The 12610-nt window shown below is 71.1% G+C and carries 8 protein-coding genes and 3 pseudogenes; 8 read left to right on the plus strand and 3 right to left on the minus strand.

Features of this window, described 5'->3' with window-relative positions; all coding sequences use genetic code 11:
* Positions 1–111: 111 nt before the first annotated feature.
* From IDM45_RS08530 to IDM45_RS08550, 5 genes and pseudogenes are all read left to right on the plus strand, one after another.
* Positions 112–773, plus strand: a pseudogene (locus tag IDM45_RS08530) (energy-coupling factor ABC transporter permease).
* Positions 774–775: 2 nt separating this feature from the next.
* The gene (gene cobW, locus IDM45_RS08535) at positions 776–1852 is read left to right on the plus strand and encodes a cobalamin biosynthesis protein CobW (RefSeq protein ID WP_209422456.1); all 1077 of its coding nucleotides are present in this window, start codon (positions 776–778) and stop codon (positions 1850–1852) included.
* Between the two features lie 90 nt (positions 1853–1942).
* A complete protein-coding gene (cobN, locus tag IDM45_RS08540; protein WP_209422457.1) occupies positions 1943–5809 on the plus strand; it encodes a cobaltochelatase subunit CobN in 3867 nt (1288 codons plus the stop codon).
* Between the two features lie 72 nt (positions 5810–5881).
* Positions 5882–7048 (plus strand): ATP-binding protein, encoded by a 1167-nt coding sequence (locus IDM45_RS08545; RefSeq protein WP_209422458.1) that lies wholly within the window; start codon positions 5882–5884, stop codon positions 7046–7048.
* Between the two features lie 173 nt (positions 7049–7221).
* A complete protein-coding gene (locus IDM45_RS08550; protein ID WP_233457486.1) occupies positions 7222–7788 on the plus strand; it encodes a vWA domain-containing protein in 567 nt (188 codons plus the stop codon).
* Positions 7789–7818: 30 nt separating this feature from the next.
* Here IDM45_RS08550 and IDM45_RS08555 read toward each other — a convergent pair whose 3' ends face one another.
* A complete protein-coding gene (locus IDM45_RS08555) occupies positions 7819–8655 on the minus strand; it encodes an ABC transporter substrate-binding protein (RefSeq protein WP_209422459.1) in 837 nt (278 codons plus the stop codon).
* A gap of 296 nt (positions 8656–8951) precedes the next feature.
* Here IDM45_RS08555 and rpmB point away from each other — a divergent pair, with 296 nt between their 5' ends.
* Entirely contained in the window at positions 8952–9185 is a 234-nt protein-coding gene (gene rpmB / locus IDM45_RS08560) for a 50S ribosomal protein L28 (protein ID WP_091570468.1), read from the plus strand.
* Positions 9186–9206: 21 nt separating this feature from the next.
* Positions 9207–9377 carry a 50S ribosomal protein L33 gene (rpmG, locus tag IDM45_RS08565; RefSeq protein ID WP_209422460.1) on the plus strand — a complete coding sequence of 57 codons (171 nt, stop codon included), beginning with the start codon at positions 9207–9209 and terminating at the stop codon, positions 9375–9377.
* A gap of 105 nt (positions 9378–9482) precedes the next feature.
* On the opposite strand, the pseudogene IDM45_RS08570 reads toward rpmG, so the two are convergent.
* Positions 9483–10673 (minus strand): annotated as a pseudogene (locus IDM45_RS08570) (aldehyde dehydrogenase family protein).
* A 7-nt stretch (positions 10674–10680) separates the two neighbouring features.
* Positions 10681–11778 (minus strand): annotated as a pseudogene (locus IDM45_RS08575) (RsmB/NOP family class I SAM-dependent RNA methyltransferase); the annotation flags it as partial.
* A 277-nt stretch (positions 11779–12055) separates the two neighbouring features.
* Here IDM45_RS08575 and IDM45_RS08580 point away from each other — a divergent pair.
* Complete coding sequence (locus tag IDM45_RS08580) at positions 12056–12610, plus strand: hypothetical protein (RefSeq protein WP_209422461.1); 555 nt, start codon at positions 12056–12058, stop codon at positions 12608–12610.

The following is a 12610-nucleotide window of genomic DNA, read 5'->3' on the forward strand; positions in this document are numbered from 1 at the left end:
CGGCCTGCGCTGCCCTTGCCAGCGCCTGCCCGCACTGCCTGCAGCACCCGTCTTTTCAGTCCATCCCCGGCGCCTGTGCCGCCTTGCAATCCTGGCGAAACGGACTGGACTATGCACATCGAACCCGGCGTCGTTGACGGCGCAAAAATCCTTCTCAGCTATGCCAGCGCCGCCGCGCTGCTGGCCACCACGGCCTTTGCCGGCGCACGCGCGCTGCGCCAGCAGGGCGCAGCCTGCTGGCGGCGCTGCTGGTGTTTGGCTCCTTCGAGGTACTGCCGCACCACCCGGTGGGCGTGTCCGAAGTCCACCTGATCCTGGGCAGCACGCTGCTGCTGCTGTTCGGGCCGGCGGCCGCCGCCATCGGACTGGCCGCCGGGCTGCTGGTGCAAGGCCTGTTCTTCGCCCCGTCCGATCTGCCGCAGTACGGCATGAACGTGACCACGCTGCTGGCGCCGCTGTTTGCCACGGCGGCGCTGGCGCGGCGCATCATCGCCCCGCATACGCGCTATGTGGACCTGAGCTACGGCCAGACCTTCAAGCTGTCACTGGCCTTCCAGGGCGGCATCATCGCCTGGGTGGCCTTTTGGGCGCTGTACGGCCACGGCGTGGGTGCGGACAACCTGCAGCAGATCGCGTCTTTCGGCGGCGCCTACTTGCTGGTCATCCTGGTCGAGCCGCTGGTCGATCTGGCCGTGCTGGCCGCCGCCAAGGCGCTGCACCGCCCGCACGGCTCGGCGCTGCTGGAGCGCCGCCTGTTTACCGCTGGAGCATGAACATGAACCAAGACACCCGCCCGGCCCTGGGCAAGATCCCCGCCACCGTGGTCACCGGCTTTCTGGGCAGCGGCAAGACTACGCTCTTGCGCCACGTGCTGGCCAACGCCGAAGGCCGGCGCATCGCCGTCATCGTCAACGAGTTCGGCGAACTCGGCATCGACGGCGACATCCTGAAGGCCTGCGGCATCGGCTGCGACGATGAGGGTGGCGCGGGGGGCGAGCAGGCCGGCCAGCTGTACGAGTTGGCCAACGGCTGCATGTGCTGCACGGTGCAGGAGGAATTCTTCCCGGTCATGCAGCAGCTGGCAGCCCGCAAGGGCGAGATCGACGCCCTGCTGATCGAGACCAGCGGCCTGGCGTTACCGAAGCCCCTGGTGCAGGCTTTCCAGTGGCCCGAGATCGCCGGCACCTTCACGGTGGACGCCGTGGTCACCGTGGTGGACACGCCGGCCACCGCCGCCGGCCAGTTCGCCGCCCACCCCGCCGCCGTGGACGCCCAGCGCCGCGCCGACCCGAATCTGGATCACGAATCGCCCCTGCACGAGCTGTTCGAGGATCAGCTCGGCGCCGCCGACCTGGTGGTGCTCAACAAGTGCGACCTGGTTCAGGAGGCCGCGCTGGCGCAGGTCGAGGCCCTGGTGCGCGCCGAACTGCCGCCCGAGGTCAAGGTGGTACACGCCACCGAAGGCCGGCTGCCGCTGGATGTACTGCTGGGCCTGCAGCGCGCTGCCGAGGCCACCATCGACGAGCGCGCCAGCCACCACGACCATGACGAAGACCACGACCACGACGAGTTCCAGTCCTTTGACGTGGCGCTGCCCGAGGTCGAGCGCGAGGCGCTGCTCGCCGCGCTGCAGCAGTTGGTGGCCGAGCAGCCCATCCTGCGCATCAAGGGCTTTGCCGCCCTGCCGGGCAAACCCATGCGCCTGCTGGTGCAGGGCGTGGGCGCGCGCTTTTCGCACCACTTCGACCGGCCCTGGCGCGCGGACGAGGAGCGACGCACGCGGCTGGTGTTCATCGGCCAAGGCCTGGACGAGGCCGCCGTGCGTGCCGCGCTGGCGCCGCTCGCGACGTGAATAGCTCCTGTTTCAATAGCTGTCTGCGCTTGTCCAGCAACGCTTTCCACCCCCTCTCCCGCGTGCGGGAGAGGGAGTAACACCCTCGCTATGCACCTGCTGAGCACCCGCCCCGGCGGCTTCGTCGAGGACGACAGCGCCGTCATCTGCCTGGAGCAGACCCCCGCCGACATCGTGGTGCTCAGCAGCGCCGACACCACGCTGGCCCTGCTGGCCGCCGCGCGCGCGCAGCTGGCGCAGACCGACCCCGGCTTTCCCAGCCTGCGCCTGGCCAATTTGCTGCACCTGCGCGGCAATGCCTCGCTCGATCGCTACGCCGACGAAGTACTGCAGCACGCGCGCGCGGTCATCGTCGATCACCTGGGCTCGGAATCCACCTGGCCCTACGGCATCCAGCAACTCGCCGCCCTGGCGCGCCAGCATGGGCAGGCGCTGACGCTGTTCTCGGGCGACCTGACCGAAGACCCGGCCCTGCTGGCGCGAGGCACCCTGCCCGAGGGCACCGGCCGGCTGCTGTGGCGCTATCTGCGCGCGGGCGGCGCGGCCAACGCCCTGCATTTCCTGCGTGCCGTCGCCTGGCATGGCCTGGCCTACGGCAGCGAGCCACCGCCGCCGCGCCCACTGCCGCAGGTCGCCTTGCACGTGCCGACGGCCTGGACGCAGCCCCTCGCTGCCCACGATCCGGCACCCGCAGCCGCCGACCCGCTGGCCGCCCTGCAGCGCGCCTGGCACCCGGGCGCGCCGGTCGTGGCGCTGGTCTTTTATCGCTCGCACTTGCTGGCTGGCAATACCGCCGCTTTTGACGACCTGGCGTTGGCGCTGCACGCACGCGGCCTGAACGCGCTGCCGCTGGCGCTGGACTCGCTCAAGGACGCCCTGTGCCTGGCCACGCTGCGCGCGCTGTGCGAGCAGCACGCCGTACAGCTGGTGCTCAACACCACGGCCTTTGCCGCCCTGGGCCACGACGGCGGCGCGCAGCCGCAAGACGCGCTGGCCGGTGACGCGCCAGTGCTGCAGGTCATCGTCAGCGGCACCGACCGCAGCGGCTGGCTGCAAGACAGCCAGGGCCTGCGCCCGCGCGACATCGCCATGCAAATCGTGCTGCCCGAGATGGACGGGCGCATCATCAGCCGCGCCATCAGCTTCAAGGCGGGCACCGAGCGCTGCCCGCACACCCAGGTCGATCTGGTGCGCTACCAAAGTGAGCCTGACCGGGTGGATTTCGTGGCCGACCTGGCGCAGCGCTGGTGCCGCCTGCGCCAACTGGCGCCGCAGGACAAGCGGCTGGCGCTGATCCTGGCCAACTACCCCGGCAGCGAAGGCCGCATCGGCAGCGGCGTGGGCCTGGACACTCCCGCGTCCGTCATGCAGCTGCTGCACCTGCTGCAGCGCGAGGGCCACGAGCTGGGCACTGAGGCCCTGCCCGAGGACGGCGACGCGCTGATGCGCCGTCTGACCCAAGGCATTGCCAACGACCCCACGCAGTGGCCGCTGCGCCCGGCCCTGCAAAGCTACCCGCTGGCCGACTACCGCGCCCGCTTGGCCGCCCTACCACCGGGCATGGAAGCCGCCATCATCGCCCGCTGGGGCCCGCCCGAAGCCGATCCCGCGCTGCGCCAGGGCCGCTTCATGATCGCCGGCCTGCGCCTGGGCCAGGTCTTCGTCGGCATCCAGCCGGCGCGCACCCTGGAGGTGCAGGACTGGGCCAACTACCACGACGCCGAGCTGCCCCCGCCGCACCACTACCTGGCGTTCTACTTCTGGCTGCGCGACGTGTTCAGGGTGGACGCCGTGGCGCACGTGGGCAAGCACGGCAATCTGGAGTGGCTGCCGGGCAAGAGCCTGGCGCTGTCGTCCGCGTGCTGGCCGGACGCCATCTTCGGCCCCCTGCCGCACCTGTATCCCTTCATCGTCAACGACCCCGGCGAGGGCGCGCAGGCCAAGCGGCGCAGCCAGGCCGTCATCATCGACCACCTGATGCCGCCGCTCACGCGCGCCGAGAACCACGGCCCCATGCAGGAGCTGGAGCGCCTGGTCGATGAGTTCTACGACGCCCTGCTGGTGGACGCACGCCGCGCCGATCTGCTGCGCCAGCAAATCCTGGCCCTGGTGCGCCAGCAGCAACTCGCCGGCGAGCTGGGCCTGGACGGGGCGCTGGCGCAGGGCGAGGACGACAGGGTGCTGGAGCGCATCGACGCCTATCTGTGCGAGTTGAAGGAAACGCAGATCCGCGATGGCCTGCACATCTTTGGCGCAAGCCCCATTGGCGTGCAGCGGCGGGACACCCTGCTGGCCTTGGCGCGCTACGCCAGCGCCGACGGCGCACCCGGCCTGATCGCCGCGCTGGCCGCCGACCTGCTGGGAGACGGCACCGACCCCTTCGCCCCCGGCAGCGCCGAGCCTTTCACGGCAGAGCGCCCGGCGCTGCTGCAGCAAGTCAGCGACGCGCCCTGGCGCCACTGGGGCGACACGCGCGAGCGCCTGGAGTTGCTGGCCGCGCAGCTGCTGCACCAGCGCCTGGAGCAAGAGATTGATAAAAATGATAGCTGTCATCGCTTATCCAGCAAGGGTTTGAGCCATATTTCATTCAAAAACACCAACGCTGCGCTGGATCGCGTGCTGCAGGTGCTGGCGCCGCGCCTGGACGCCTGCGGCGGCGAGGAGCTGCGCCAGTTCAGCCAGGCGCTGCGCGGGCGCTTCGTGCCGCCGGGGCCGAGCGGCTCGCCCTCGCGCGGGCGGCCCGACGTGCTGCCGACGGGGCGCAACTTCTACACCGTGGACACGCGCGCCATCCCCACGCAGACCGCCTGGGCGCTGGGCGAGCGCGCCGCGCGCGCGCTCATCGAACGCCACCTGCAAGAGCACGGCGACTACCCGCGCAGCATCGGCCTGTCCGTCTGGGGCACGGCCACCATGCGCACTGGCGGCGACGACATCGCGCAGGCGCTGGCGCTGATAGGAGTGCGCCCGCGCTGGGCGCCGGGCAGCCAGCGCGTGGTGGACTTCGAGGTCATCCCGCGCGTGGGCCTGCACCGTCCGCGCGTGGACGTGACGCTGCGCATCTCCGGCCTGTTTCGCGACGCCTTCCCGGCCACGGTGCAGCTGTTCGACGCCGCCGTGCAGGCCGTGGCGGCGCTCGATGGCGAGGACGAACACGACAACCCCATCCGCGCGCGCATCCTGGCCGACAGCGCGCAACTGGCCGCGCAGGGCCTGCCGACGCATGAAGCACGCCGGCGCGCCGGCTGGCGCGTCTTCGGCAGCCGCCCGGGGCACTACGGCAGCGGACTGGAGCTATTGCTGCGCTCGGGCCAGTGGGACAGCGACGCCGACCTGGGCGCCGCGTGGCTGGCCGCCAGCAGCCACGCCTATGGCCAGAGCGACGAGGGCAGCGCCGCTGGCGACGCGCTGGCACTGCGCGTGGCCGGGCTGGATGCCGTGCTGCACAACCAGGACAGCCGCGAGCACGACATCCTGGACTCGGGCGACTACCACCTGTTCCAGGGCGGCATGGCGGCCAGCGTGCGCCACCTGTCGGGCCGCCAGCCGGCGCTGTACCACGGCGACCACGGCAACCCGGCGCAGCCGCGCGTGCGCAGCCTGCAGGAGGAAATCGGCCGCGTGGTGCGCGCGCGCATGACCAACCCCAAGTGGCTGGCCGGCGTGCGCCGCCACGGCTACAAGGGCGCGTTCGAGATGGCAGCCAGCGTGGACTACTTGTTCGGCTTCGACGCCACGGCGCGGGTGGTGGGCGACCACCACTATGCGATGGTGACCGACGCTTATGTGTTCGATGCCGTGAACCGCGATTTTCTGGCGCAGCACAACCCGCAGGCGCTGGCCGACATCCTGGCGCGCCTGCGCGAGGCGATTGCACGGGGGTTGTGGCAGCAGCCGGGGGATTACGCCGCGCGGCTCGACGATCTGGCGCTGGCGCATGATGAGCAGCTGGAGTGACCATCGCCGGCCCTATCCCCGCCTTCCCCCAGCAGGGGAAGGAGCAATACCGCCACCCCCTCGCACCCGGTCATGACGCCTGACGCCCTCCCTCCCCCACCCTTCCCCTTCGCCGCCATCACCGGCCAGCCGCGCCTGACCCTGGCCCTGCTGCTGGCCGCCATCGACCCGGCCATCGGCGGCGTGCTGATCGAAGGCCCGCGCGGCACGGCCAAGTCCACGGCGGCGCGGGCCCTCGCGCAGTTGCTGGCGCCGGCGCCCTTCGTCACCGTGCCGCTGGGTGCGGCGCTGGAGAGCGTCACCGGCACGCTGGACTTGCAAAGCGCCCTGTCCGGCCACGAGGTGCGCTTCGCCCCCGGGCTGCTGGCGCGCGCGCACGGCGGCGTGCTGTACGTCGATGAAATCAACCTGCTGCCCGATGCCCTGGTCGATGTGCTGCTGGACGCCGCCGCCAGCGGCCTGAACCTGGTCGAGCGCGACGGCATCTCGCACCAGCACGCGGCGCGCTTCGTCCTGGTGGGCACCATGAACCCCGAGGAAGGCGCGCTGCGCCCGCAGCTGCTCGACCGCCTGGGCTTGGCCGTGCGGCTGGACAACGTGCAGCACGCCGCCAGCCGCCAGGCCATCGTGCGCGCCCGCCTGGCCTTCGATGCCGACCCGGCCGGCTTTGCCGCCCGCCACGCGGGCGCCCAGCAGCAGCTGAGGCAGCAACTCGCCCGCGCCCGCACCCGGGCCGCCGCTGCCGGCGCCCTGCCCTGGAGCGACGCCGTACACGCCGCCGTCAGCGAGCTGTGCATTGCCGCCCGGGTGGACGGCCTGCGCGCCGACCTGGTGCTGCTGCGCGCCGCGCGGGCCTTGGCCGCCTGGCAGGGCGCGGTCGAAGTGCTGCCCAGGCATGTGCAGGAAGTGGCCGAGCTGGTGCTGGGCCACCGCCGCCAGGCCGGCGCGCCGGTGGAGCCGCCCTCGGCAGCGCAGCCACTGGCGCCTGCACAGGCAACGCCGCCCACCCCACCACCCGAGGACGCAGCGGCGCTAAGTGCCGAACCGACAGCCGCCGCAGCCCCTGGGCCAGCCGCGCCGACTGCAGACGTGCCCACGGGAGGCGGCACCGAGGCGGGTGAGCAAAGTGGCAGCGACCGGGCCGAAGACGACTGGGGCGCCCTGCCCCCTGAACCCGTCGGCATCGCCCCGGTCAAGCCGCTGCGCCCGCTGCACTGGAGCAATTCAAAAAAAGCCTGAGCCCCTCGCCCGCCCAACCCGGCCGCCACCGGGGCCGCGAGGGGCTGAATCCGCCGGGTGCCGCCCTGGCCACCCATGCAGCAGCTGCGCCCGCCACCCATCCGCAGCACGAGCGCCGCCAGCCCATCGACTGGCCGCGCACCCTGCTGGCGCGCGGCGCAGCACCGCAGTTCATGCCTGCCCATGTGTACCGGCGTGCCGCAGCGCCACGCGCGCCGGCGCTGCATTGCTTTGTGCTGGATTGCTCAGGCTCCATGCTGCGCGCCGGGCAGCTGGCGCGTGCCAAGGGTGTGCTGGCCGAGCTGCTGGCGCAGGCCTACCGCTGGCGCGATCCGGTCGCGCTGCTGGGCTTTGGCGGCGCCGGCAGCGCCCTGGTGCTGGCGCCGGGGCGGGCGCTGCAGGACGCTGGCGGCGCGCTGGCGCCGCTCGCCGGTGGCGGCGGCACGCCCCTGGGCGCTGCGCTGCAGGATGCCGACGCCCTGCTGCGCCGCCATCGCCAGGGCCAGCGCTGGCTGTGGCTGCTAACCGACGGGCGCACCCGCGAGCAGCCGCCGCGCCCGGCCTGGGCGGACTGGCTGTGCGTCATCGACTTCGACACGGCACGCCCGCCCTGGGCCGTGCCGCAGCGCTGGCCCAGTCCTGGCAGGCCCACTATCTGCGCGCGCAGGATGGCTGGGGCTGAGGGGGCTGGGAGGTTATGCGTTGTGCGTTGGGTGTTTTGCCTTGGGCGTTCTGCGTAGGCGATACGCAAAGCGCTCATCGCTCAACGCTCACGCCCCCGGCGGCGTCAGGCCCTGCAGACATTGCACCAGCGCGGCGGCCGCCTCGTCGATGCGCGGGCCGGCGCGCAGCACCACGTCGAACTGCCGCTCGGACAGCGTGCAATAGCGCTGCTCGCGCACCGCGCGCAGGGCCTGCCAGCCGGGGCGCTGCGGCGGCGGCACAGTGGCGCCCACGGTGGTGGTGATCAGCACGTCCGGGTCGGCGCGCAGCGCATATTCCGGCCCCAGGCGCGGAAACGCGCCCAGCCGCCCCGGCACCACGTTGCTCAAACCCAGCAGCGCCAGCGTCTCGCCGATGAAGGAGTCCTCGCTGGCGGCAGCGCGCCCGCCGTGCAGCTCCAGATAGACGCGCCGCCCGCGCCAGGCGGCCGGCACGCGCCGGCGCTGCTCCTGCACGCGCATGTCCAGGCCGCGCCACAGGCGCTCGCCGGCGCCGGGCTTGCCCAGCGCCTGGGCGATGGCCTCCAGGTTGCGGTGGATGTCGGCATGGCTCCTGGCCTCCAGCACCAGCACATTCAGGCCCAGCGCGCGCAGGCGCTCGGCAACGCGGCTGCGTGCGCCCAGCAGCACCAGGTCGGGGCGCAGGGCGACGATGGCCTCCACGTTGGCATCGGCCATGCCGCCCACGCGCGGCAGCGCCGCCACGCCTGCCGGCCAGTCCGAGTGCCGATCCACGGCCACCAGGCGATCGCAGGCATCCAGGCTGCACAAGGCCTCGGTCAGCGAGGGCTGCAGCGCCACGATGCGCTGGGCCGGCTGGGCATGGCTGATGCCGGCAGCGGCCAGCACGGCGGCAGCGATCAGGGAGGCGGGAGCAGAAGGCATGGTCAGACGGTGCAAGGGCCGTGGGGGAGCGCAGCCATTGCTGCGGGCTGCGGCTGGAAGGTCTTTTTCCGAAGGCCGTTCAAGGGCAGGACAGGCGCCGGACTATAATCGCGGGCTTTTCCTGAAAAAGGCTGATGCGGCAGACACTGCCGGCAGCTGCGGAAAAAGCCGGGCTACCGCCACCCGATCTTTCGAAACTGGCGAGGTGAGGCTGCCGGCCCACCCCTTCGCTGGCCCGTGCCAGGGCTGACAGGGGCCGCCTGGCAGGCAGCCGTTGCAATGAACGGAGTGTCCTCATGGCACGCGTATGTGAAGTAACGGGCAAGAAGCCCATGAGCGGGAACAACGTTTCCCACGCCAACAACAAGACCAAGCGCCGCTTCCTGCCCAACCTGCAGTACCGCCGCTTCTGGGTGGAGAGCGAAAACCGCTGGGTGCGCCTGCGCGTGTCCGGTGCCGCGCTGCGCCTGATCGACAAGAACGGCATCGAGTCCGTGCTCGCAGACATGCGCGCACGCGGCCAGGCCTGATAGCTGACAAGGAGCAAGACCATGGCCACCAAAGGCGGACGCGAAAAGATCAAGCTGGTTTCCACTGCGAGCACCGGCCACTTCTACACCACCACCAAGAACAAGAAGACGATGCCCGAGAAGATGAGCATCATCAAGTTCGACCCCAAGGCGCGCAAGCACGTCGAATACAAGGAAGCCAAGCTGAAGTAATCGGCCCGGCCCCTGCCAGAACAAAAACCGCCAGCAGCCCTCAAGGCCCTGGCGGTTTTTTCGTTGTGTCCTGGCAGGTCGTGGCTGCGCGCCCGGCCCTGCAGCCTACAGGCCGCCCAGGGCCAGATATTTCAGCGTCAGGTATTCGTCCAGCCCGTGGTGCGAGTCCTCGCGGCCCAGGCCGGAGAATTTCACGCCGCCAAAGGGCGCCACCTCGGTCGAGATCAGCCCGGTGTTGACGCCCACCATGCCGTATTCGAGCTGCCGCGACACGCGCCAGACCCGGGCGTGGTCGCGCGAGTAGAAATACGAGGCCAGGCCGAACTCGGTGTCGTTGGCCATCTGCACGGCCTGCTGCTCGGTCTCGAAGCGCACCAGCGGCGCCACCGGGCCGAAGCCCTGGCCCACGGCATCGGCCACCAGGGCCTCGACCTTGGCCAGCGCCGCCTCGTCGATCAGCGGCCCCTGCACCACGCCCTCGTCCATGCCGTTGCCCACCTGCAGCCGGGCCACCGCAGCGGCGAGTTTCTGCGCAAACGGCTCATACACGCCGGCCTGCACCAGGATGCGGTTGGAGCACACGCAGGTCTGGCCGGCATTGCGGTACTTGGAGGCGATGGCGCCCTCGACGGCAGCGTCCAGGTCGGCATCGTCGAAGACGATGAAGGGCGCGTTGCCGCCCAGCTCCAGCGAGAGCTTCTTCAGCGTGCCGGCGCACTGGCGCATCAGCAGCTGGCCCACGGGCGTGGAGCCGGTGAAGCTCAGCTTGCGCACCACGGCGCTGGCCGTCTGCTCGGCCGGCTTGAGCACCATGGTGCAGCCCGCTGCCAGGGCCGGTGCCACCTTGCGCGTGATCATGGCCGCCGGGAAGTTCTACGGCGTGATGGCTGCGCACACGCCCACCGGCTCGCGCGTGACCACGATGTTGCGATCCTTCCAGGGCGAGGGGATGACTTCGCCATAGGCTCGACCCCGGCCCGATCGCCCAGGTGCCGCTGCCCGAGCGCAAGCCTTCAGGCGCTGCGCAGGTGGCCTAGGAGCCTGGGCGGCAGAAGCTGCATCGGCTGCAACGCCTACTGCCGCCCAGGCTCCTAGCCCCGGCGCTGCCACACGGCGGCGAAAAAGCCGTCCGTGCCATGCCGGTGCGGCCACAGGCGCAGGAAATCCCCCCCTCGCCGCCACTGGCCAGGGCCGGCGCATCGGCCACGCGCGCCTGCGCCAGCAGGCCTGCCACCGGCAGCGGCGCAAAGTCTTCATGCGCCGCGCCGAAGGCCTGGGCGATGGCCTCGTTTTCATCGGGCAGCAGGCTGCAGGTGGCATAGACCAGCCGCCCGCCCGGCTTGACCAGCCGCGCCGCGCTGGCCAGGATGGCCGTCTGCAGCCGGGCCAGCTCGGCCACGGTCTGCGGCGTCTGGCGCCATTTCAGATCAGGGCTGCGCCGCAGCGTGCCCAGGCCCGAGCACGGCGCATCGACCAGCACCCGATCCATCTTGCCGGCCAGGCGCTTGATACGCTCGTCGCGCTCGTGGGCAATGGCCACCGGATAGACGTTGGACAGGCCGCTGCGCGCCAGGCGCGGCTTGAGGCCCTCAAGCCGGTGCGCCGACACGTCGAAGGCGTACAGCCGGCCTGTGCCGCGCATGGCCGCGCCAATGGCCAGGGTCTTGCCGCCAGCGCCGGCGCAGAAATCGGCCACCATCTCGCCGCGCCGCGCATCCAGCAGCAGCGCCAGCAGTTGCGAGCCTTCGTCCTGCACCTCGATGGCACCGCTGGCAAACGCCGGCAGCCGCGCCAGCGAGGGCTTGCCCGCCACGCGCAGGCCCCAGGGCGAATGCGGCGTGGGCTGGGCCTGGATGCCGGCCTGCTCCAGCTCCTTGAGCACCTGCTCGCGCCGGGCCTTGAGCAGATTGACGCGCAAGTCCAGTGGCGCGGCCTGCCCCAGCGCCTCGGCCAGCTGCCAGAAATCCGGCTCGCCCAGCTGCGCGCGCAGCGCCTCGGCCAGCCACTGCGGCAGGTTGTGCCGGTGCGGCGCCAGCAAGTCCTGCGCCGGCACGGCCTCGCACTGCGCCAGCCATTGCTGCTCTGCCGGGCTCAGGGCGGCCTGCAGCAGCTCGCGCGCGCGGCCCTGCCGGCCCGGCCCGGCTTCGTCCGGCACGGCGGCCAGGCCCAGGATGGCCAGGCGCCGCGCCAGCGGGCCGCTGCCCGAGCGCGCCAGTTGCTCCAGCAGCAATTTCTTGCGCAGCACGGCATAGACGGCATCGCCCAGCAGGGCGCGCTCGCGCGGGCCGAGCTGGCGCTGGGCGCGCAGGAAGCGGGCCACCACGGCATCCGCCGGGTGCTCGAAGGTCAGCACCTGGCCGAGCAGCTCGGCGCAGGTATCCAGAAGGGCTTTGGGGTGCATGGGGACGATTGTCCCATCCGCATGAGCAGGCCCAGCGCAGCCGCAAGGCCCCTGAAAAAACCCGAAAACCCGCGCAAGATTTATATCAAATCCAGCTCAAACCCTTGTACAGCAAGCGCTTCCAGCTATTGTTTTTGAATCATTACAGCGGCTGCGCCCGCGTGCTGGCAAGCTGGCGCTGCCCCGTCCTACGACTGGCCCCGGGCCGGCGGCATAGGGTTGGCCCCATCCCCAGCAACAGGCCGGACGCTGGCGCCGGCACCGAAAGGAGCACCCCATGGACTATCTGCTGCAAGGCATGTTCGGCGAGAAATCCCTCACCAAGGTCGTCGCCCTGTTCGACGACAAGGCCAGCGCCGAGGCCATGGTTGGTCGGGTGCTGCGCCTGCCGGGAATGGAACCCAGCCAGGTGCGGCTGCTCAGCCAGGCCGACCTGAAGACCCACCGCGCCGACCTGTTCGGTCGCAAGATGGAGCCTGAGCAATCGGGCATCTTCCACACTGCCTTCCGCGCCCACCTGGTGGCGGGCTTTGCCGGCTTCGTGCTGGGCCTGCTGCTGTACGCCTACTGGATGAATAGCGGCCACGTCATGGTCACCAGCAGCCCGATGCTGGCCTTCATCGCCATCGTCGGCTTTGCCACCACCTTCGGCCTGCTGCTGGGCGGCCTGGTCACGCTGCGGCCTGACCACGTGCGGGTCATTGCCCAGGTGCGCTCGGCCCTGCGCGCTGGGCGCTGGGCGCTGGTCGTCCACCCGACCGACTCGCACCAGACCGAGCAGGCGCAGGAGCTGCTGGAGGGCAGCAGCGCCCGGGTCATGCGCACCCTGTGA

This window comes from Melaminivora jejuensis (assembly GCF_017811175.1).
GTDB classification, from domain to species: Bacteria; Pseudomonadota; Gammaproteobacteria; order Burkholderiales; family Burkholderiaceae_C; genus Melaminivora; species Melaminivora jejuensis.

Coding starts and splice junctions, on each gene's coding strand:
- cobN (WP_209422457.1), top strand. CDS start 1,943: ATGCACCTGCTGAGCACCCGCCCCGGCGGCTTCGTCGAGGACGACAGC.
- cobW (WP_209422456.1), top strand. CDS start 776: ATGAACCAAGACACCCGCCCGGCCCTGGGCAAGATCCCCGCCACCGTG.
- IDM45_RS08580 (WP_209422461.1), top strand. CDS start 12,056: ATGGACTATCTGCTGCAAGGCATGTTCGGCGAGAAATCCCTCACCAAG.
- IDM45_RS08555 (WP_209422459.1), bottom strand. CDS start 8,655: ATGCCTTCTGCTCCCGCCTCCCTGATCGCTGCCGCCGTGCTGGCCGCT.
- IDM45_RS08550 (WP_233457486.1), top strand. CDS start 7,222: ATGCCTGCCCATGTGTACCGGCGTGCCGCAGCGCCACGCGCGCCGGCG.
- rpmB (WP_091570468.1), top strand. CDS start 8,952: ATGGCACGCGTATGTGAAGTAACGGGCAAGAAGCCCATGAGCGGGAAC.
- rpmG (WP_209422460.1), top strand. CDS start 9,207: ATGGCCACCAAAGGCGGACGCGAAAAGATCAAGCTGGTTTCCACTGCG.
- IDM45_RS08545 (WP_209422458.1), top strand. CDS start 5,882: ATGACGCCTGACGCCCTCCCTCCCCCACCCTTCCCCTTCGCCGCCATC.